Consider the following 18,647-nt stretch of genomic DNA (forward strand, 5'->3'; position numbering starts at 1 on the left):
TTTACCTCTTGACCATCAAGACAAGCAGCCGCAGCGCTGCGTCGCCCGTGTCACCCTCGGAGTTCACAGTGATGGTCGACGTTCCCGAGGGCAACTGCGTCACCGCCATGACCGACAAGGGCATTGTGTTGTAAATGAAGCCACCGCCCTCGTTGGGCGTCGTGGCGGTGTAGGCAGGTTCCACCCGATCCAGCTGGCTGCCGTTCGCGTAGATCCTCAGCGCACTCGGCTGCGACGGATACCCGCCACGGTAGGCAATGATGATCGCGGGCCCCGCCACATTGCTGACCAGCGACACCGAGCCTGCCCCCTTACCCCCCCAGGCCACCGGTATCGTCACCGCATTACCGGCGATGGCCAGCGTATCCACCTGCGCGTCGATGATGTGCGCGCGCTTGATGTAGGCCTGACCGATATTGGCCACCTTGGCGTTGAACGACCCGGCATCGATCCGGTCCGCACTCATGACCCCCGCCTTGATCTTGTTGGCCTCCAGGCTCTGGATCATCGCGTCGGTGATCCGCCCCGTGCCGATCACCGCATCGTTGATGAAGGTCTGGCCATTCTGGATCACGAAAGGCGTGGTGGTCTGGCCGTTCGCCAGGTTCAACAGCGCCAACCGGTCTGCCAGGAAGTACACCGAACTCTGCACTGTCCCGTCGGGTTGGGCGTAGGCGCCCATCGACATGCCGGCGGCGTAGATATCGCCGCCCTGCGTGATCTGGGCGCGGATGCTGTAGGTGGCCTTCAGTTGGCCGTCCACGCCGACCAGCGCCGAGCGGGTCTCCTGCACCCCGGCAGCCGCGCCGTTGGCGGTCGCCATCACCGTATCCACCCGCGAGGACAGCGCACCGTCCTCGTCGGCGCGCTTGATTTCCTCGGCCGTGATCGCCGCCCGGGTTTCATCCAGCCCGTCGGTCAGGCCGTCGATGGTGCCGACCAGTTCCTTGGCCAATTCATCGCGGCTGATCTGGCCGTTCAGGTATTCCAGGATCTCGCTGGCCTGCCAGCTGGCCTCGCCCATCACGCCCTGCTCGCCCGGATACCAGGCGCCGATCTCGCCGTTCAGCGCAACGATGCGCCCCCAGAAGTAGAAGCGCTTGCCGGCCGACAGCCCCATCAAGGTGTGGGCGCTTTGCGGGAAGGCATAGTCGCCCAGCTTGATGGCACTGGCGCGGTCGTTGGATGCGCTGTACCAGATCTCGGTACGCTGCGCCGTGAAGCGCCCTTCCGGAAAGGCCCAGCGCAGGTCGATGCCGAACACCAGCGATTTGGTGGCCAGCAACGCCAGCGCGGGCGGCGGCGCGATGTCGCCTTCCAGCTGCGTCTCGGTGGAATTGACCCAGACCGACGAGACGTCCGCCACGTTGATGGCGCGTATGCGCGCAATGTAGCCACCGGCGCGAATGTCCGGCAGTTCCAGCGTCAACGCACCGGTGCGGCCCGCTTCGACCCAATCGGACCGGTCGCGCCGCCATTGCACCTGGTAGGCCACGGCCGACGGCGCCGCATCCCAGCTGATCACGCCGACGTGCCGCGCCATGCCCTGGTCGATCACCGAGCGCGAGGCCAGGCGGATGTTCGTCGGCGCGGGTTGCACCGACGGCGGCACCACCGTGATGGGCTTGGGGTCCAGGCGGGTGCCGAAGTCCACGTTGTCGAATTTGCCGGGCTCGTGCTGCACAGCCGAAATTTCGGCCACCAGGCCTTCCTTGCGCTTCACGCTGAGCACGCGGAAGGTCTGGGCCGACAGCACTTCGGATTCCAGCGTCCAGACGCAATCCGCTTCCGGTGCCTGCGAGAACGGCGTGGCGACGGTGATGTGCAGCACCGTGCCGGGCAGGCCTACCAGGTCGGCCGTCAACTCAGTGGAATCCACCGTGAAGACGGTGTTGTCCGCCGTCAGGCCGGTGCCCACCGCCTTGGCGACCACGCGGGTTTCCGACAGACCGTTGGGCAGGTTGACCGTCAGGCGGTCGCCCGGGCGCACGCCCAGTTCAGCATCCACCGTGATCTTGCTGGCGCTGCCTTCGTGGATGCGGCCGCCGATGCGGCGGCCGGCCAGATGCTGGTCGGCCACGCGGATGACGCTGCCCGGCCGCACGCGGCAGGCGTCCAGGCCCACCGAGAACGTCACCGAGCGCGTTTCCATGTTGGACGTCAGCAGCATCCACTTGCCGATGCGATGCGCCTGGCCACGCGAGGTGCAGCCAAAGCCCGTCACCTCGATCTGCTGGATGCCGTAGCGCGCAATGCCTTCGCGGTTCTCGACGTATTCGACTTTCTGGCGGCCCATTTCGGACATGTCGTTCCAGGACACCAGCGCCACGGTATAGCGAGTGGTCAGCGCGGACCCGACGTAGTTGAATTTGCCTTCGACCACGTTGGCCGACGAGAACGTGTAGACCGGGTCGCCCGGCATGTCGGCCGACGCGAACACCGCGGCGTTCGCCCAGTACGCCATGCCGCGAAAGATCGACGCAAAGTCCTGCACCACGCGGTACGCATCCGCCGCCTGCTGCAGGTAGACGTTGCAGGTGAAGCGCGGTTCCTTGCCGCCAAAGCCGTCGTCGACCATCTCGTCGCAATAGCGGCCGATCTGGTACAGGCCCCACTTGTCCAGCCAGCCGGCGGGCACGCGGGTGCCGAGGCCATAGCGGTCGTTGCTGATCAGGTCGTAGAACACCCAGGCCGGGTTGTTGGTCCAGGCCAGCTTGAAGGTGCCGTCCCACACACCGTCGTAGCTGCGCAGGTCCGTGTGGTAGTTGGATGGCACCCGGATGATGCGGCCACGCACGTGGTAGGCGCGGGTCGGAATGCTCTGGAACTGCGACGCATCGATCTTGATGCCCACCACGGCCGACATCGGATAACGCAGCTTGGCATCGATGATCTCGGTCACCGTATCCACCACCGTGCGGTCGGAAATGGTGTTGCTGTTGGCGTTGGGCGTGATGCGGCGCACGCGGATGTTCCAGCCCTGGCGTGCGCGCGGCAGGTCGATGCGGTGCGAGCGGGTATAGCGCTGCGTGGTCTTGCCGTCGAACGCGGTGGACAGCACCACCTGGTAGCCGGCGCCGTCGGTGTTCACCTCGATCAGGTATTCCACCCGATAGCCGTTGATGTCGCCGTTCTTGGTATCCGCCTGGCTCAGGCCCTCGACGGCCAGCGTGATGCGCACGGCGGATGCCTGCAGATTGGTGAACAGGCGGTTCCACGGCTGGCCGGACTTCAGCTCGGCATTGATGCCGATGGTGCTTTCCGACGCGGGAAAGCCGGGCAGCGGGTCCTGCCACTGCGTGCCCGTGCGAAAGTCGATGGACGCGCCGGTGAAGTTCAGCGAGCCGTCCTCGTTGGCCACGGGCGTGCCGTTCAGGTAGACGTCGCGCAAGGCGTTGTCCAGCCCGTGCACGGGGCCGTAGATCTCGCCCTCGCCCAGCAGGTCGATGACGCGCGCATAGGCGGTGCTGTGCAGGCTATCTGGCGATTCCACCGGGGCTCGCCCGCCGCCGCCGCCCTTGCCCTTGTGGCCGATAAGGTCCTGGCTGCCGGCCGCCCGCTTGCCGCCAAAAGCAAAAGCGCCCGCGGGCGCCTTGTTCCTGATGCGATGTCGTTGTTTCATACGTGGTCTTCCGAATAAATGCCTGCGGAGATCGTGGCGCTGCCGACGAACATTTCCCCGTACAGCAGCGGCACGGGGTTACCCTGCGCCGTAGTGTTCACGGGGCCGTTGAAGTTGTAGGACGCGCCGTTTTCCGGGCCGTCCTTGGCGCTTAGCATGCGTTGCTGCGGCGACAGCATCTGGGCGACGCCGCCCAGCATCATCGACAGGCCCAGCGTCGCCGTGGCCTGCACCATGCCCCCAGCCTGGAAGGCCGCCGCCAAACCGCCGCTGTACCACGCCGCTGCCGCAATCAGCACGGCGCCCAGCACGGTCTGGAACAGACCGCCGTTCTTGGCACCTGCCATCACCGGCGCAATGCGGATGGCGTCGCCGCCCACCGGATACGCCAGCTCGTCTTCCGACAGGTTGCGCCGGCCGGCAAAGCAGGCAAAGCGCACGCCTCGCGCGTCGCTATGCGCCAGCGCTTTCTCGAAGCCGGGCAACAGCGCACACAGCGCCCGCACGGCTTCGGCGGGGCTGGCCACCGCCAGCCGGTGCTCGCGGCCAAAGCGCGCGCCCAGCCAGCCATACAGCCGCACCAAACGTAGTTTTTCGCTCATGCCATCCCCCCATGACGCAATACGATGCGCGTCGCCTCGCGCCAGAATCCGCCGTACACCACCCGTTCGGAATCGCGTCCGTACAGGTGGTGCAGCATGGCATCAGGCAGCGGGAACAGGCCCGGCGCTTCGGCCAGCGGCTCCGCGCCGATGAAGACGCCCGCATGGTTGGCCCGGTCGGAGCGCACCTGCATGATCACCACGTCACCAGGCGCCAGGGTTTCATCCGACGCCAGCGGCCGAAAGCCCGCTTCGGCGTAATGGTCCATGTACAGATCGCCCGCCCGGCCCGGTTCCCACCAGCCGTCCTCGCGCGCAAAGTCGCGCAGGCGAATGCCGCGTTCCCGCGCATACCAGTCGCGTACCAGCGAATAGCAGTCCAGCACGCCATGGGCGAACTGGCGGCCCAGCAGCGGCGCCTGGAAACCTTCAGGCGTGAAGCCGCGGATTTCCCCGGCCCGGACCTTGCCGTCCAGGCCTTTGTCCACGGCCACGATGTACCAGGGCAGGCCGGAGGCCTCGCAGGCCACCCGATCGGCTTCGCTGGGCACCGCCGCGGCATCCGGATGCGAATGCACCACGGCCGCGATCTTGCCGGTTTCCTCGGCGGCCGCGTAGTCTTCGGCCGACATGACGAAATGTTCTTCGCTGGCGGCCGTATTGCGGCACGGCACATACCATTCGCGGCGGCCGGCCTTGACCACCAGCCCGCAGCATTCCTGCGGATACGTCGCCACGCCATGGTCGCGGATGGCCTGCATCGTGCTCTTGCGCATGCTTATCCCCTGACCAGGTCGGCGGACGGAAAGCCGCCGAAGTTGATGATTTCGTATTCGCCAAAGCGCTTCTTGCAATCCGACATCAGGCCGGAACACCGGTCCAGCGTCGGATCGTTGACGGGCTTGCCGTCCAGGTCGAACATCCGGCTGCCCGTGTAGCCGCAATACGGGCCGCGATAGCCGCCCTTGCGCAGCCACGAGCACACGCCTGCAATGATCGGCCGGTCGGGCAGCTTCTGGCCGTTGAAGTCCAGCGCGCTGGACAGCGAGAATTCCACCACCTGGGCGGTTTCCGCGGTCTTTTGCTGCACGATCCACACTTCGGGCGGCAGCTCTTCCTGCGGGTCCGCGGTGGGATTGCCTTCGGGGAAGTTGGCCGCATCCAGGTACTTGCCCAGCGTGCGGCGCACCACCACCCGCGCGCCCACCAGATCGTCCAGGTGGATGCACAGGGCCGAGATCACCCCGGCCAGCGGGTTGCCCTTTTCGTCCTGCCCGATGTTGCCTACGCGCAGGGTGGGCGACGGTTGCTGGCCTTCACCCACCTGCTCGAAGCCTTCGGCCTGGATGGCCCAGGGGTCGTACTGCTTGCCTTGCCAGTAGATCGGGCCTACCTGCGTATAGCTGTGAAACCTCTGCACGGCGCCGCCGATTTCGCTGGCGTCCAGCTCGAACAGTTCTACCAGCGCACCCAGCTCCAGTTTCTGTACGTCTGCGTTGATGCCCATTTTCTAACTCTCCCTGTCCGATGGCATCGCCATCGCTTGCGTCACTGCGCTGCGGCCTTCCAGAAGCTCGACCCGTTGGGTCAACGCCAGGATCTGCCGCTGTTGTTCCTGCACCGCCGCCACCAGGCGGGCGACAATCTTTGATGGATCGACGCCTTGCAACGCCGGTTTTTCTTCCATCCCGGGCATACGCAACATGGCGTCCTTCTCGCCCGACACTGCGTCCGGCGCCTCGGCTTGCAACTCGTGTGCGATAAAGCCCTCGCCGTTGGAGTTGTCCGCGTTCCACTTGTATCGGACCGGCCGCATGCGCAAGACGGATTCCAGCGCCCACGCGCCGCCCATGTCCACGACATCGTGCTTGACGCGATAATCCGACGTCGTGTTGAAGACGGTGGCGGTGGCCGTCGTCAGAATCGACCCCACCGTATTGGCCACGAAACTCTGGAACACGAGCGCCAGCGTCGATCCGTCCTGCGTGGGCCGGTAGACCGTGCCGTACTGGCTGCCCGCGCCGTCAAAGGTGACTTGCGTACGGCAGTACAGACCGGTGGCGGCATCGGGACCAAGTACCCACGTCGTCGCAGGCGTGATGCGGCCGGCGTGGTAGGCCCCCATCCTGAATACCAACGGCAAGGTCGGGCTGGTGCCCGTGCCCACGCTTTCCAGCGACACAACGCCGCCCTGCCCATCGATACGCAAGGCGGTATAGGCGCGATTCGGGCCTTCGGCGCTATTGGCAATCCAGCCGCTGATGGCGCTGCCGGTCGCCGGGAACGCCTGCACGTAGGTAGGCCCTGTTCCGTTTTTCTTGAACCCGGCGACATTGGTGTCAGCCAGGTTCCACGTCCAGTTCCCCAGGATGCGGGCATTCGATTGCAGCAGCGACAGATCCGCCGCGACCGGCGGATCGAAGCGCGTGTACGCCGTGCCATTCCAGCGATGTGGTCCGAGGCCGTCAACGTAGATGTCGCCGCAATCCGCCATCGGCATCTGGACCGCATTGCTCCAGGCGCCGACGGCAAGCCAGGGTTGCCAAGTGCCGCTGACGGGGTTGCCGTAGCGCGCATATTTGCGAGGCTTCTGGCCGGAAAACAGGATCGACAGTTCCTGGCACACGGTCCCCGCCGCCAACCAGTAGACGTTCATGTAGCCTGCATTCACGGCCGCGCTGGCGGGCCAGTTCGAACCCGCCGACAGCGGCGTGGCCGTAGCCCAGGTGTAGAACGTATTGTCGGCAATCAGCGTGTTGGCATCCGCAGCACCCGTCAGCAGGACGTGCGCCATGGCTTGGTCGGCACGCGCCAGCTCGAACCAGGCGCCCCAGGTCGCAACGCCCGCGGCCAGGAAACGATTGCGGATGAACCTGCGCGGATTGGCCAAGGTGTACGTCGTGTATTCCTGATACACCGCGCTGTTGCTGCCCGGGCCGAATTTCACAGACAGCAGGCCGGCCAGCGGGGCGGGGTAATTCGTACCCGTCGTCGCACCCGCATTGGCGTTCTGGCTATAGTCTCCCGGCGTCGAATAGGTATTGAGGTCTTCGGTGGCACCCAGCGGCGTGGCGTTCAATGCCGGCACCTGTGCGGGCGGAATCCTGCCGTTGTTGTCCAGCGTTGCAACGCCGCTCGGTGCCGCGAGCAGACTGGAATCCAGGCTGGCCACCCAGGGCGACCAGCTGCCGTTGATCAGCGAACGGTTATAGACCTTGTTGCCATTGGCAGCGTAGTAGACCTGGCACACGCCCGAGGTGACGCCAGGACCGCCCAGCGGCGAAGCCGACATGACGAGCAGATAGCCCGACTGCCCGACTGGAAAGTTGGAGCCTCCCGCGGCAATCGCCGACCCGCCGACAGCCCACAGGCCGCGCTGCGTGTAGCTGTTCAGGTCTTGCGCGGCGATCATGCCCCCTGCATACGACACCACGGTCGCGGTGTCTGCCAGCTCTTTCCACACTGACCAGCTCGTTGTCGATACGCGCACACGCCAGAATCGCTGCATGGCGGCCGGCACGTTGGTGCGTGTGGTGTAGACCTGCACGACAGGCGTGCCGGTGGCCGTGACTTCCAGGAACCCCACATTGGCGACCGGGTAATTGGCCCCCTCAGTGGCACCGGCGACCGTGGTCTGATAGAACGATCCCGGGGTCACGTACTCGTTCAGGTCATGCGCGGTCGTGGGCAACACGGCCGAGTACACGGCCGGAATCTGTCCGACCGGCACCTTGCCGCTCGCATCCAGCGTGGCCAGGCCATTGGCGGCGCCCTTCTGCGACAACGGCGCCAGTTCCTGCCAGGCCGCCCAGGTGCCGCCATAGAACGACCGCCAGAAACGCCGCGAATACGCGCCCGAACGGTACTGCGTGTATTCCTGGTACACGAACGCCCCGTCGCCGGATGCGCCGACTTCCAGAAAGCCTGCATTGGCGAGCGGATAATTGCTGCCGGTCTGTGCCGCGGCGTTCGTGCTCTGGTGATACCGGCCCGGTGCGATGACCGTGTTCAAGTCCACCGCGGCGCCGAGCGGTGCGGCATTCCAGACCGCGTCCAGCGCTGCCTGCACCTGGGTGAAATTCCCGTTCACCTTCTGCAGGGCGACGCGCAGCGGATCGCCCGTCTGGTCGTTGTCGGTCTTGCCGACATTGATGGGTTGCGTATTCGCCATGGTTTTCAAGGCCTGAAGACTTGTTGGAAGGTGACGGCCAGCGTGTACATCTCGCCGCCCAGCGCGGTCAGGTCGTAGTCCGTCGCGCTATAGAACCCCAGCTCGCCAAGCGGCGGCTGCCACTGGAAACCGCGATAGCCGTGGTGCCGGTCCAGGAAGGCGATGATCGGACTGATCTGCGCTGCCGAGCCTGCGAACTGCAACGGCCAGGATGCGACCTTGTTGTTGATGCCATCGGCCGCCGACTGGCTGTAGCCATCGCCGAACTGCACGTTCAACACGCGGAACTTGGTCCGGCCCTGCGGGTTGACGCGCGGCGACCAAGTGAAGGTTTCGATTGCCATGCTCATGCCCCTGCTAAACGGTTGTTGCTGGCCTGCCATGCGAGGCCGCCCTGGCGGTACGACTGCGTCATGCGGCGGTCGACCAGCTGGTTGACGTATTCGCCGATCTGCTGGCCGAACTGCTTCCAGCCGCCTTCGCCCGACTCGGTTTCGGAATTCACGTTGCCGTCCTGCACATAGACGTTGACGGATACGCCGCCGCCCATCTGGCCGGTGTCGCCACCCACAGTGGGGAACGCCGCGCGGATGCCCAGCGAGCCGTCAGCGCCGCGATGCAGCGGCATGATGGCTTCGGGGCCGGCCTCGCCCATGACGCCCATGGGGAAGGCCACGGGGCTGCTGACCATGCCGTTGGTGAAGGCGTTGCCTTTGGCGTTCATGGAGATTGGAAATGCCTGCGCCACTCCGGAGGCCGCACTCGCGCCGGCGCCGGCGCCGCTTCCAAACAAGCCGGATATCCACGAGCCTGCCGCACCGATCCAGCCGCCCAGTCCGCCCCCGTTCTTGCCCGACATGAAGTCGCCGCCCAGCAGGGTTTCCATCAGCTTGGCCGAGGCAGCTGAGGTCGCCATCTTGGCCACGTTGTTCAGGAACGAGAGCCCCATCTTGTCGAACTTGTCGGCGACAAAGTCGTACATCTTCGTGCCCAGGACGTCCTGAATTTTTCCCGCTCCGTCGCGCGCGGATTCGACGAGCTTTCCGTTCAGCTTGGACATGAAGTCTTCGTCGGGCTTTTTCTCCTCCAGGCCCTTCAACGACTGTGCGTACTGACCTTCCGTAATTTCGCCCGTGTTGCGTGCCTCTTCCAGCCAGTCACGCTTTTGCATGATCTGTGCGTCTTTCGCCGGGTCCTTTCCGGTAATCCCGTTGATGTATGCCTGTCGATCCTTGCCTTGCTGCTGCTGATCCAGTTCCCTGGCACGCCAAAGCAGCTCTTCCCGAGTCTTCTCGTCCTCCCCCGCGAACTTGCCGGAGCGAGTTTCATACCGCATCTTTCCTTCTTCGGTCTTTATGCCAAACAACTGCCAGGTCCGATCAAGATCTGCCAGTGTCTGCTCGACCGCAGCGGATCGACGCGTCTGCGCCCGTGCCTCTTCGTTCAGTCCCTTCGATACTTTGTCGCGCTCGGCGACAGACTTCTGCTGCACCGTCGTGTCGGCTTTCGCCGTCGCGGTCGACTGCGCCACGCTCTTGGAATACGCGTTGCAGGCGGCCGTCATGTTCTTGTAGGCGGCCGTCTGCAGGTTGGTCGCGTTGACCAGCCGTGCCAGGTCGCTGGCGGAAAGCCCGCCGGAATTGCTTGTTGCCATGGTTTGCCTCTTTCATTGCGTCGCCTCCGGCCCGCTTGCGCGGGCCGGACACGTCGTCAAGACCCCTTCTTGACCTTCGACAGCAGGAACGCCTTCAACGCGTCTGCACCGGCCTCGGCCGGCGTTTCCGCGTCGTCGGCGCCCCAGCGCACCAGCATGTCGGTGGCGCGCACCTTGGCGCCGGCAGCCTGCGCCACCGTGGCGGCCAGGCTGGCGGCGAGCAGGTCGGCCCGTTCGTCGCCCAGGGGAGACGTGCGGTCCAGTTCGCGCCACAACGACAGTTCATGGGTGTCGATGGCCAGCATCAACTCGCCCAGCGTGCGCCCCAGCCGAAGCGCCAGGACCATCAGGAAACGGAGGTCTGGCGTTTCCTGGAGGGCTTTTTTGCGCGCTCTTGCGCCCCCTCCCCGAGGTTGCCCAGTTCGATCGCCTTGGCCACCAGCGTGGCGTGCGCCAGCCCGTAGGCCGCCGCGACGATATCCACGTCTTCGTCGCGAAAGACACGCTGCGGACCATTGGCGGTCTGCTCGAACAGCGTGCGCACCAGCAGGCTGGCCGAGGCGCGGGTGTAATCCACGCCCGGCGCATCCAGCTTGGCGCGCACGGTGTCGTTGTCTTCGCCCGCCACCACGCCCGCGGCCGCCCAGATGGCGCGGATGTGGAACAGGTGGTCGCCAGCGCTGGGCGCACGCACGATGACGCGCGCGTCCTGCCATTGCGGCACCGTGACGGTTTCGTGATGAAAGCCGGCCAGGGGGTCAGCGGCCAAGCCGCGCAGGCCCGGGCCGCGGCCCAGGGCATTGATCGACGTGTCCGTCATGGCGCTCAGCCCCCGTTGGCGGGTGCGTCGGTCAGCTTGACGGCGCCGGTGACGCGCACGTTGAACGTGGCGGACACGACGTTGTCCAGCTGGCCTTGCCACTGGTACTGGGTGACCAGGCCCAGGAACTCGAACTTGGCGCCGTCGGCGAAGGTCACGCGGAACGCGCGGGTCTTCTTGTCGCTGCGCGCGGCCACCAGCGCCTTCTGGGCGGGGTCGCCGGCCTTCCAGTTGCCGGCCATGCTGAAGGTGCCGCTGTCGTCCAGGCCCAGGGCGTATTCCTTGGCCGTGGACTTGAGCACGGTGACGTCGATCTCGGTGGTCTGGCCGCCCTGGAAGTTCGGGTCCTTGATGGTGATCGCCAGATCGGCGTAGGTCAGGCCGGCGGCACCCAGGTCTTCGGTGGCCGTGGTGGACACTTCCAGCTGCGTGCCTTGGGTTTGAACGAATTGCGAAACGGTAGTACCTGCCATTGCAGACTCCAGAAAAAAGCCCGCCATGGGCGGGCAGCTGTGGCTACCCCGGGGTTCCGGCGCAACCATGAAAAAGGCCCCGTGGCGAATGCCACGAGGCCTGGTCAGCGTGTTGAGGATGAAATGTCGAAGCCGCAGCGCCCGCACGCTGCGCGATACCGGCGCTGCACGGATGCTGAAAAGAAAAAACCCGCGGGCAAGCACGGGTTTCGTGTAGGCCAGCGGGTTTGTTTTCTTCGGGCGCAACTTGCCCCGACGACTGAATTATGCGCGGGCCTTGCAGGGGCTGCAAGCGTTTGCGCGATCAGCGTGTCGCACTTGCGGGGCGGTCACCAGCGAACGGCGGCGCAGCGCGGGCAACAGCGCGATCTTGGCCTCTTGGTAGGCGGCGTGCTGCTGTTCGGGCGTCATGCGCGGGTTGCTGAATACGCGTGCCCCTGCCGCCTTGTTGCCGGCGTGCACACCGATGGCCGAGCGCTGCTGCCAGGGCAGTTCGTCGATGCACAGTTCGGTCTGCTCACCGCGCGCGGCGGTCAGGCGCGCATCGATGTCTTCATCGTCGATGTAGGCGTCGTCCGGCATCATGCCTCGTGCAAAGGCCGACACTCGGCCCACGCCCAACTTGGGGCGGTAGCCACGGCTCCAGTGATACCACTCCATGATCAACGCTTCGACCTGGTCCGATTCTTCTCGCGTCATGCCCTGCCCCTTCTGAATGCTTGCGCGGGCCGTGCGGTCCGCATTGCCCGCCGGCCGCGCGGCGATCGAGCGCGCAATCGCGGCCCCCGCCTGCGATGCCGCCACTGCCCAGCCTTGCGGTGCCCGCAATGCCATGTTTGCCGCCTGATCCATATGCCGCTCCTTGCCGTTGAGTTCGTTGCCGGGGTGATTTGCCTGAGGGCTGTCCCGGGAGTGCGCCGCGCGGGCGCCTGGTGCGCGGACCGGCGCAATCGCCGGTCGGAAAGGTTGTCGGGAGAAGTCTTCTGGTAGCGAAACGCTACCTACGCTTCCGTCTGATAACAGCACGCGTTTTGGGTAATTCATGCCTAGAATTCTACAAGTGTATAATCGCCTTTTCAACACTTGTTGTTGCACAACATTCCACAACTGTTTAGCGTCCGCACCATGGCTCTCGGAAAACAAATCAGGCGCTACCGCGCCGCGCTCGGTCTCACCCTGGAACAGCTGGAAGCTCGTACAGGCGTGGGCGTGGGCACCATCGCCGCGCTTGAAGGGCGCGACAGCGAACGCTCGAAATACGCGGCTCGGCTGGCCGCCGGATTGGGCTTGTCGCTGGAACAGCTGCTGGATGAGGCCGCGCAGTACCCGCCTGACACCGTGCTGTCAGCGCCCGACGCGCTGGTGCGTCTGGACGACGGCATGGCCGACGACTTGCGCATCCCGCGCTTCGATACCGGAGGCGCCATGGGCGCCGGGGTCGAACTGCGCGACCAGCCTGGCGTGATCCAAAGCCTGCGCGTCAGCCAGGAATGGCTGCACAAGAACCTGCGGCATTACACGTCGGTGGGCAACCTGTGCGTGGTCACCGGCTTTGGCGACAGCATGCGGCCCATGTACAACCCCGGCGATCCGCTGCTGGTGGACCTGGGCGTGGCCAAGGCCGACATCGACGGCATCTATTTCTTTCGGGTGGGCAACGAAGGGTTCATCAAGCGTCTGCAACGCATTCCCAGCGCGCAGGGGTTGTTGATTCGCGCCAAATCCGAGAACACCAAGTACGACGCCTGGGACATCACCGAAGACATGGACCTGCAGATTTTCGGGCGCGTACTGAAGGTGTGGCGCAGCGACGATTTCTGAGGCGCGCGATCGTCTGCGGCGCGTGATCGCATGCGTGCGATCCGACGCGTGCTGGCCTGCTTGGCGCGGCCGGCGCTTCGCCACCCGATTCGCCCGCTTGATTCACGGCAGCGCCGCACTCCCCCTACTGCGCGACCCGTTGCAGCGACGGGGTTTGCCACGAGCCATCCAGCAGCGCGGGCTTGGGCCAGTAATAGCGCATCGCCACCATGAACGGGCCCGGTGGCGTGGGTAGCCAATTGGCCTCCTGGCCCTTGCCCGGCGATGTCGGTTGCAAGGTAAGCGTGACGCCGCCGTCGCGGTCGCGCTTGAGCGACGACAGCGTCGCCGCGTTGATCGTGTAGCGCTTGGCTGCGTTGGCCACCAGCGTTTGCCCGGGCAGTTGATACAGCGTCACCGACCAATAGGCATTGACCGGCGGCAAGCTTTTCGGCGCAAAGCGCAGGGTGTAGGCGCGCGCGCCATCCAGCGGTTGCCCGGCGCTGTCCTGGTCGATCGCCGGAGCCAGCGCTTCTTCGCGGCTGCTGCCGCCCAGATCGACCTGGGCGCCCGTGGCACGGGCCAGGTAATCATTCTTGAAGGTGCGGCGGTCGGCGAACAACGTGTCGGTCTTGCCGGCCAGCGCCACGCGGCGCTTGTCGATATCGTTCTGGCCATCGTGCATGCCTTCTTGCATCATCTTCCGCAAGCGGGGGTTCATGCGATCGGTCACGACGGGTTCGCCCGGCCGGATGCGCAGGCTGTCCAGACGCCGGCGCAGCGTTTTTTCGCTGTGCTCGACGGGCGCGAACTGCAGCAGGAAGGCCAGCTGGTTGTAGAACTCGAGCGAGCTGCGCATCTGCGCCGGGGCTTCGGGTGCGATCCACGCGACAAGGGCCGGCGCGGGCGGCGCGGCCTTTTTCAGGAAGGCCGACAAGGGCTGAATCTTGTAGCCCGCCTGGATACGCTTCACGTTGGCCAGGTCGGAGGCGGAATACAGCAAGGTGCGCCCCGACAGTGTGACCAGCTCGGTCTCGGCGACGAGGACCTTGGCCACGTGCTTGGGCGCCGTACCCTTCCAGCGCGGGCCGGCGATCAGGAAATGACCGCCGCCATTGCCCGTGGCGCGGCTGCCGATATAGGCAAAGTTCTGGCCGTACAGGTCTGTCAGTTGCAGCGCGAAATAGCGCTGGGAGTCCATGGGCGGCACGCTGACCACGACCGGTTCGGCCCGCAGGTCCAGCACGGCGGATGACGTGGCGACGTCGAGATTGGGCGCTGCAATGCCGGCATCTTCGGGCGTGTACACCCGCGCAACATGGTCAAGGGTATTGAAGGGACCGCGATACTGCGGGCTGGCGGAATCGATATTCGTGGCGTACAGGGCCTGGTAGCTGGCGACCATGGGGTAGCCGTACACATAGGCCTCTTTCGCGATGCGGCGCGCCTCGGGCGCCGAGACGCCGTCGATGCCGACGAATTGCGACCCCGTGGCCGCGTCGGGCGATGTGAAGCTGCATCCTGCCAACGCGGCTACCAACGCCACACCGGCCATGCTGCGCAAGGTGAAAAAAAGGGCAGTGCCAACCAGGCGGTCGCGCATTCGATGCTCCAACATGGGCAGATGTTGGCAACGCCCAGATGGCGGCAGCGTCGCGGCAAGACGGAATAGTGGCCGAAATTCTGGCACACTTTTTGTGACCATAGTGAAACAATGCCCCGCCAGCCGCACTACCTGCCGTCTGATTCCTTGGCGCCAGACGGCCTCAACCGGGCACGGGCAGCCCTTCAAGCTGGGCCGGGGGAATCGGCGTGATGGCGCTTTCGGTGGCGGCCGCGTCGGTGGTCAGGTGCTGGATCAGGTCCACGGTGGTGGAGCGGCGCGTCAACATCAGGCAGGTGACTTCAGCGTCGGTCACGCGGGTGGCATGCCAGCACCCGGGCCGCATGCACACGCCCTGCCCCTGAGGCACATGAAAGGCGGCCAATGTGGACAGGTCGGGGCTGCCGTCCGCCGCGCTGCGCGCCACGACCTGGATGATGTTGCCCGTCAGCGGCACGATGGCCTGCTGCGTCAGCAAGTGCTTTTCCAGGCTGGCGATGTCGGCCGAGGCGCTGCGGTAGTTGACCCACAGCACTTCCGCATCGCCGCCCGCGCCGGTGTTGAACACGTGTTCTTGCCAGAAATCGGTGGCGTCGTTGCTGAACAGCGGGATGCCGTTGCCCTGCGGCATGGGCTTGCCCAGCATCCAGCCATAGGGCTTGAAGGCATCGTCGGTCAGGTCGTGTACAGGCAATGCGGCAGCGCGGGTCATGCGTCGTCCTTGGTGGAAGGGGTGGGCGGGGCGGAAGGGTCCAATGGCGTGCGCAGGCTGGACGCGGCGCGCTTGGGAAACTCGGCGTCGTAGTCGAAGTCGCCGCGGGCGATGGCGGCCAGGATCGCGGCACGCCGCTCGGCCGCGCGTTTCAGGTTGGCCGCCGTGGGCTTGACGCGGATGCGTTCCACGCAATGCCGGCCCTGGTAGACAAAGCCGATCTCGATAGACGACTCGGAAGCCGGCCGTACGCCGTCGAACCCTTGGTTCATGCCGATAATTGCTCCGATATGCGGTGGGCCACGTCCTGCAGCGGCCCCAGGTAGCGCTCAACCGCCTGCGCAGGCGTCAAGGCGGACGAAAACCACGTGACCCCGATGGACGCTGCCACGAATTCGCGGGCCATGACAGGTACCGCAAGCGTACCGGAAACCGGGCGCAAGGCCGGGTCTCGCAACGCGTAGCCACAGGCCCGGATATCGTCCAGCATGGCCTTGACGGCCACAGGATCGTGCGCAAGCTGGTCTTCGGGGTGGCCACGCTGGCGCACGACTTCGAGCAGCATCTCCTGCTCGTCGGGCGAACAGAACGCCAGATAGACGCGCCCCAACGCCCGGGAGATCAGGCTCAGGCGCATGTTGATGGACGAATGCAGCAGCGACAGCGGCGAATAGGGAATGGTGCTGCAACGAATGACGACTTCGTCGACGTCGAGCATTGCCACGGCGATCGGCCACTTGATGTCTTCGGTCAGTTCGCGCACCAGTGGCGAGGCGATTTCGACGACGCGCGGCACATGGTGGTAGCCGGAATTGAGCGCGTTGACGCCGTTGAGCAGGCGGTATTCGCCAGGGCGGGAACCGCGTGCGACCAGTTCCTGGTCGGCAAAGGTGCGCAGCAGCCGGATAAGCGTAGGCTTGGGCAGCGCGGTCAGCTGATGCAGCCCGTCCAGAGTGGAAATGGGCATCTGGTTCAAGGCGCGCAACAATGTAATCGCCCGCTCGACTGCCCGGATCGAAGACTCGCGCTCGCCCATCGTATCGCCTTGCCCTGTTGTCCGGGCCCGCTTCAGCCACCACGGCGCGGACCCGTCGAAAACGCGAATTATCGCAGTTTCGTCAGAGCATCAGGGATAGCGCGCCTTTGCGCAATAGCGATAGGTCCGAACCCACCACGAACCAGCTGGCGCCCATGCTTTCGAATTCCGCACGCTCGGCGGCGTCGCCCAGCGCAACGCCCGCAATCTTGCCGGCTTGGCGGGCAATGGCAAGAATATCCACCGTGGCCTGCATGACCTCGGGAGCGCGGGCGTCGGTCAGGCCCAGGGACAGGGCAAGATCCGCGCGGCCGACGAACAGCCCGGACACGCCGTCGACGGCGGCGATGTCGCGCGCGGCGTCACAGCCCGCGCGGCTTTCGATCTGACACATGATGGCCGTGCCATCGCCCGCCTGGACGGCCTTTTTCATGCCCATCGCGCCGTAGCCTGCAAACCGCGGCGAACTGGAAAACCCCCGCTCGCCACCGATGAACCGGCTGCGGGCCACCACGACACGCGCCGCCTCTGCGGAATCCACATGGGGCACCAGCAGGCCGTCCACGCCCAGGTCCAACGCGGACTGGATGGTGGCCGGCGCCACGTCGGGAATGCGCACGAACAGCGGCAGGCTGACCGACCGCGCGGCGATGACCAGGATGTCGAGGGTGGCGCGATCGAACGGTGCATGTTCGGCGTCGACAACGGCGAAATCCAGCCCGGCGCCGCCCAGGATCTCGATGATTTGAGGGGCCCCCGTCTTGACGAAGGTACCGGTCTGGCGGGAAGCAGGAATGCGGGAGTCGATAGGCATGGCGATGGGCGGAAACAGGGATCAGGAAGCCACCGGCGCCGGCTGGCGGGTGGTGGTGGCGCGGATGATGAACGCGATGACGCCAACCAGCAGCAGGCAGAACGCCGGCAACAGCATGGCGTAGCTGGGGTGGCCCAGGGTCTTGCCCAACCACGGCATGGCGTTCTGTGCCAGGAACCCGCCCAGGTTGCCGATGCAGCTGATGGCGGCCAGGCTGGCGGCGGCGCGCCGGCCGCTGAAGTACTTGGACGGCAGCGACCAGAAGCACGGCAGCAGCAAGGACGTGCAGGGCGTACCCAGCACGATGGCGATATAGCGCACCACCGGGTCGGCGACCAGCAGGCTGGTCAGGAATGCCAGCCCGCCGACCGCGCCGATGACGGCGGCAGCCAGCTGCACATGGCGTTCGCTCTTGAGCAGGCGCGGCACCGTCAAGAGCAGCGCGCCGGTGAACGCCCAGGGCACCATGGTCAACAGGCCGTTCAGGCTGTTGGACACGCCAAAGCCCTTGATGACGGTGGGCAGCCAATAGATGATGCCGTACAGCGACGTCAGCAGCAGCGCGTAGGCGGCGCCCAGCACCAGCACCTTGCGGTCGCTCAACACCGCCCACACACTGCCTTCGTGGCGAGCGGCCGGCGCTTCGACGGCGACCATCTGCGCCAGCCTGTCGCGTTGTTGCGGCGCGAGGAATGCGGCCTTTTCGATATTGCGCGGCAGAAGCCACAGCACCACCGGCGCCAGCGCCAACGCCATCACGCCGGTCACCAGGAACACCCATTGCCAGCCCGCGTGGCCCCACAGGCCATCGAGCGACAGCAGCAGTCCGCCGAATGCCGAGCCCAGCATGTTGCCCAGGGCGCTGCCCAGCGTCAGCAGTGCCAGCGCGCGGATCTGGTAGCGGCGAGGAAACCACACCGACAGGTAATAGACCACGCCCGGATACAGGCCGGCCTCGGCCGCGCCAACCAGGAACCGCAGCGCCGCAAAGGCCGACCCCGAGGCCACGTAGGCGATGAGCACCGTGGCGATACCCCAGCTGAGGATGATGCGAAAGAACCACTTGGGTGCGCCGTAGCGGTGCACCGCCAGCGCACTGGGAATCTCGAACAGCAGATAGCCGATGAAGAACAGCGACGACGCCAGGCCATAGGCGGTTTCGGACAGGCCGATCTGGCTCACCATCTGCAGTTTGGCGAAGCTGACGTTGGCCTTGTCGATGATGGAAACCAGGTAGGTCACCAGGATGAGCGGCATGATGCGCCACCACACCTGCCGTATCAGGGCTTCGTCTTGCGCGCTGTACGCGATGGCCGCGGCGGCCGCTTTTGTTTCCATGT

General features: G+C 65.6%; 18 protein-coding genes. 1 reads left to right on the forward strand and 17 read right to left on the reverse strand.

Annotated elements, in window-relative coordinates:
- Position 1: 1 nt before the first annotated feature.
- From HV798_RS05465 to HV798_RS05515, 11 genes are all read right to left on the reverse strand, one after another.
- Positions 2-3,622, reverse strand: coding sequence for a TipJ family phage tail tip protein (locus HV798_RS05465; RefSeq protein WP_175191734.1), 3,621 nt, complete (start codon positions 3,620-3,622; stop codon positions 2-4).
- Complete coding sequence (locus HV798_RS05470) at positions 3,619-4,224, reverse strand: tail assembly protein (protein ID WP_175191733.1); 606 nt, start codon at positions 4,222-4,224, stop codon at positions 3,619-3,621. Before HV798_RS05470 ends, HV798_RS05465 begins: the two co-directional genes overlap by 4 nt.
- Entirely contained in the window at positions 4,221-5,000 is a 780-nt protein-coding gene (locus tag HV798_RS05475; protein WP_175191732.1) for a C40 family peptidase, read from the reverse strand. The genes HV798_RS05470 and HV798_RS05475 overlap by 4 nt, the downstream gene beginning before the upstream one ends.
- Positions 5,001-5,002: 2 nt before the next feature.
- Positions 5,003-5,731 carry a phage minor tail protein L gene (locus tag HV798_RS05480; RefSeq protein WP_175191731.1) on the reverse strand — a complete coding sequence of 243 codons (729 nt, stop codon included), beginning with the start codon at positions 5,729-5,731 and terminating at the stop codon, positions 5,003-5,005.
- 3 nt (positions 5,732-5,734) lie between these two features.
- On the reverse strand, positions 5,735-8,395 hold the full coding sequence (locus HV798_RS05485; RefSeq protein ID WP_175239465.1) for a pyocin knob domain-containing S74 family peptidase: 2,661 nt from the start codon (positions 8,393-8,395) through the stop codon (positions 5,735-5,737).
- A 5-nt stretch (positions 8,396-8,400) separates the two neighbouring features.
- The gene (locus tag HV798_RS05490; RefSeq protein WP_175191729.1) at positions 8,401-8,739 is read right to left on the reverse strand and encodes a phage tail protein; all 339 of its coding nucleotides are present in this window, start codon (positions 8,737-8,739) and stop codon (positions 8,401-8,403) included.
- A 2-nt stretch (positions 8,740-8,741) separates the two neighbouring features.
- Positions 8,742-10,049 carry a phage tail tape measure protein gene (locus HV798_RS05495; RefSeq protein ID WP_175191728.1) on the reverse strand — a complete coding sequence of 436 codons (1,308 nt, stop codon included), beginning with the start codon at positions 10,047-10,049 and terminating at the stop codon, positions 8,742-8,744.
- A 56-nt stretch (positions 10,050-10,105) separates the two neighbouring features.
- Complete coding sequence (locus HV798_RS05500) at positions 10,106-10,396, reverse strand: phage tail assembly protein T (protein ID WP_175191727.1); 291 nt, start codon at positions 10,394-10,396, stop codon at positions 10,106-10,108.
- Complete coding sequence (locus HV798_RS05505) at positions 10,396-10,869, reverse strand: phage tail assembly chaperone (RefSeq protein WP_175191726.1); 474 nt, start codon at positions 10,867-10,869, stop codon at positions 10,396-10,398. The genes HV798_RS05500 and HV798_RS05505 overlap by 1 nt, the downstream gene beginning before the upstream one ends.
- A gap of 5 nt (positions 10,870-10,874) precedes the next feature.
- Positions 10,875-11,342, reverse strand: coding sequence for a phage tail tube protein (locus tag HV798_RS05510; protein ID WP_049076510.1), 468 nt, complete (start codon positions 11,340-11,342; stop codon positions 10,875-10,877).
- A 264-nt stretch (positions 11,343-11,606) separates the two neighbouring features.
- On the reverse strand, positions 11,607-12,194 hold the full coding sequence (locus HV798_RS05515) for a hypothetical protein (protein ID WP_246288588.1): 588 nt from the start codon (positions 12,192-12,194) through the stop codon (positions 11,607-11,609).
- Between the two features lie 273 nt (positions 12,195-12,467).
- On the opposite strand from HV798_RS05515, the gene HV798_RS05520 reads away from it, so the two are divergent.
- A complete protein-coding gene (locus HV798_RS05520; RefSeq protein ID WP_175191725.1) occupies positions 12,468-13,163 on the forward strand; it encodes an XRE family transcriptional regulator in 696 nt (231 codons plus the stop codon).
- A gap of 124 nt (positions 13,164-13,287) precedes the next feature.
- Here the strand turns inward: HV798_RS05520 and HV798_RS05525 are convergent, their stop codons facing one another.
- The 6 genes from HV798_RS05525 to HV798_RS05550 all read right to left on the reverse strand — a co-directional run bounded on the left by HV798_RS05525 (position 13,288) and on the right by HV798_RS05550 (position 18,645).
- Positions 13,288-14,745, reverse strand: coding sequence for a DUF1254 domain-containing protein (locus tag HV798_RS05525; protein WP_175191724.1), 1,458 nt, complete (start codon positions 14,743-14,745; stop codon positions 13,288-13,290).
- A gap of 163 nt (positions 14,746-14,908) precedes the next feature.
- A complete protein-coding gene (locus HV798_RS05530) occupies positions 14,909-15,457 on the reverse strand; it encodes an ureidoglycolate lyase (RefSeq protein ID WP_175191723.1) in 549 nt (182 codons plus the stop codon).
- Positions 15,454-15,729: an Arm DNA-binding domain-containing protein gene (locus HV798_RS05535; RefSeq protein ID WP_175191722.1), complete on the reverse strand. Its 276-nt coding sequence runs from the start codon at positions 15,727-15,729 to the stop codon at positions 15,454-15,456. Before HV798_RS05535 ends, HV798_RS05530 begins: the two co-directional genes overlap by 4 nt.
- On the reverse strand, positions 15,726-16,493 hold the full coding sequence (locus tag HV798_RS05540; RefSeq protein ID WP_025138227.1) for a DNA-binding transcriptional regulator: 768 nt from the start codon (positions 16,491-16,493) through the stop codon (positions 15,726-15,728). The genes HV798_RS05535 and HV798_RS05540 overlap by 4 nt, the downstream gene beginning before the upstream one ends.
- Before the next feature lie 82 nt (positions 16,494-16,575).
- On the reverse strand, positions 16,576-17,307 hold the full coding sequence (locus HV798_RS05545; protein ID WP_246288590.1) for an HpcH/HpaI aldolase family protein: 732 nt from the start codon (positions 17,305-17,307) through the stop codon (positions 16,576-16,578).
- Positions 17,308-17,328: 21 nt separating this feature from the next.
- Positions 17,329-18,645 (reverse strand): MFS transporter, encoded by a 1,317-nt coding sequence (locus HV798_RS05550; RefSeq protein WP_175191721.1) that lies wholly within the window; start codon positions 18,643-18,645, stop codon positions 17,329-17,331.
- Positions 18,646-18,647 lie beyond the last annotated feature (2 nt).

The sequence above is a fragment of the Achromobacter deleyi genome (assembly GCF_902859705.1).
GTDB lineage: Bacteria > Pseudomonadota > Gammaproteobacteria > Burkholderiales > Burkholderiaceae_B > Achromobacter > Achromobacter deleyi.

Excerpts from the sequence above, each read along its gene's own strand:
- HV798_RS05465 (WP_175191734.1), bottom strand. The coding sequence starts at position 3,622 with ATGAAACAACGACATCGCATCAGGAACAAGGCGCCCGCGGGCGCTTTT.
- HV798_RS05470 (WP_175191733.1), bottom strand. The coding sequence starts at position 4,224 with ATGAGCGAAAAACTACGTTTGGTGCGGCTGTATGGCTGGCTGGGCGCG.
- HV798_RS05475 (WP_175191732.1), bottom strand. The coding sequence starts at position 5,000 with ATGCGCAAGAGCACGATGCAGGCCATCCGCGACCATGGCGTGGCGACG.
- HV798_RS05480 (WP_175191731.1), bottom strand. The coding sequence starts at position 5,731 with ATGGGCATCAACGCAGACGTACAGAAACTGGAGCTGGGTGCGCTGGTA.
- HV798_RS05485 (WP_175239465.1), bottom strand. The coding sequence starts at position 8,395 with ATGGCGAATACGCAACCCATCAATGTCGGCAAGACCGACAACGACCAG.
- HV798_RS05490 (WP_175191729.1), bottom strand. The coding sequence starts at position 8,739 with ATGGCAATCGAAACCTTCACTTGGTCGCCGCGCGTCAACCCGCAGGGC.
- HV798_RS05495 (WP_175191728.1), bottom strand. The coding sequence starts at position 10,049 with ATGGCAACAAGCAATTCCGGCGGGCTTTCCGCCAGCGACCTGGCACGG.
- HV798_RS05500 (WP_175191727.1), bottom strand. The coding sequence starts at position 10,396 with ATGGTCCTGGCGCTTCGGCTGGGGCGCACGCTGGGCGAGTTGATGCTG.
- HV798_RS05505 (WP_175191726.1), bottom strand. The coding sequence starts at position 10,869 with ATGACGGACACGTCGATCAATGCCCTGGGCCGCGGCCCGGGCCTGCGC.
- HV798_RS05510 (WP_049076510.1), bottom strand. The coding sequence starts at position 11,342 with ATGGCAGGTACTACCGTTTCGCAATTCGTTCAAACCCAAGGCACGCAG.
- HV798_RS05515 (WP_246288588.1), bottom strand. The coding sequence starts at position 12,194 with ATGGATCAGGCGGCAAACATGGCATTGCGGGCACCGCAAGGCTGGGCA.
- HV798_RS05520 (WP_175191725.1), top strand. The coding sequence starts at position 12,468 with ATGGCTCTCGGAAAACAAATCAGGCGCTACCGCGCCGCGCTCGGTCTC.
- HV798_RS05525 (WP_175191724.1), bottom strand. The coding sequence starts at position 14,745 with ATGCGCGACCGCCTGGTTGGCACTGCCCTTTTTTTCACCTTGCGCAGC.
- HV798_RS05530 (WP_175191723.1), bottom strand. The coding sequence starts at position 15,457 with ATGACCCGCGCTGCCGCATTGCCTGTACACGACCTGACCGACGATGCC.
- HV798_RS05535 (WP_175191722.1), bottom strand. The coding sequence starts at position 15,729 with ATGAACCAAGGGTTCGACGGCGTACGGCCGGCTTCCGAGTCGTCTATC.
- HV798_RS05540 (WP_025138227.1), bottom strand. The coding sequence starts at position 16,493 with ATGGGCGAGCGCGAGTCTTCGATCCGGGCAGTCGAGCGGGCGATTACA.
- HV798_RS05545 (WP_246288590.1), bottom strand. The coding sequence starts at position 17,307 with ATGCCTATCGACTCCCGCATTCCTGCTTCCCGCCAGACCGGTACCTTC.
- HV798_RS05550 (WP_175191721.1), bottom strand. The coding sequence starts at position 18,645 with ATGGAAACAAAAGCGGCCGCCGCGGCCATCGCGTACAGCGCGCAAGAC.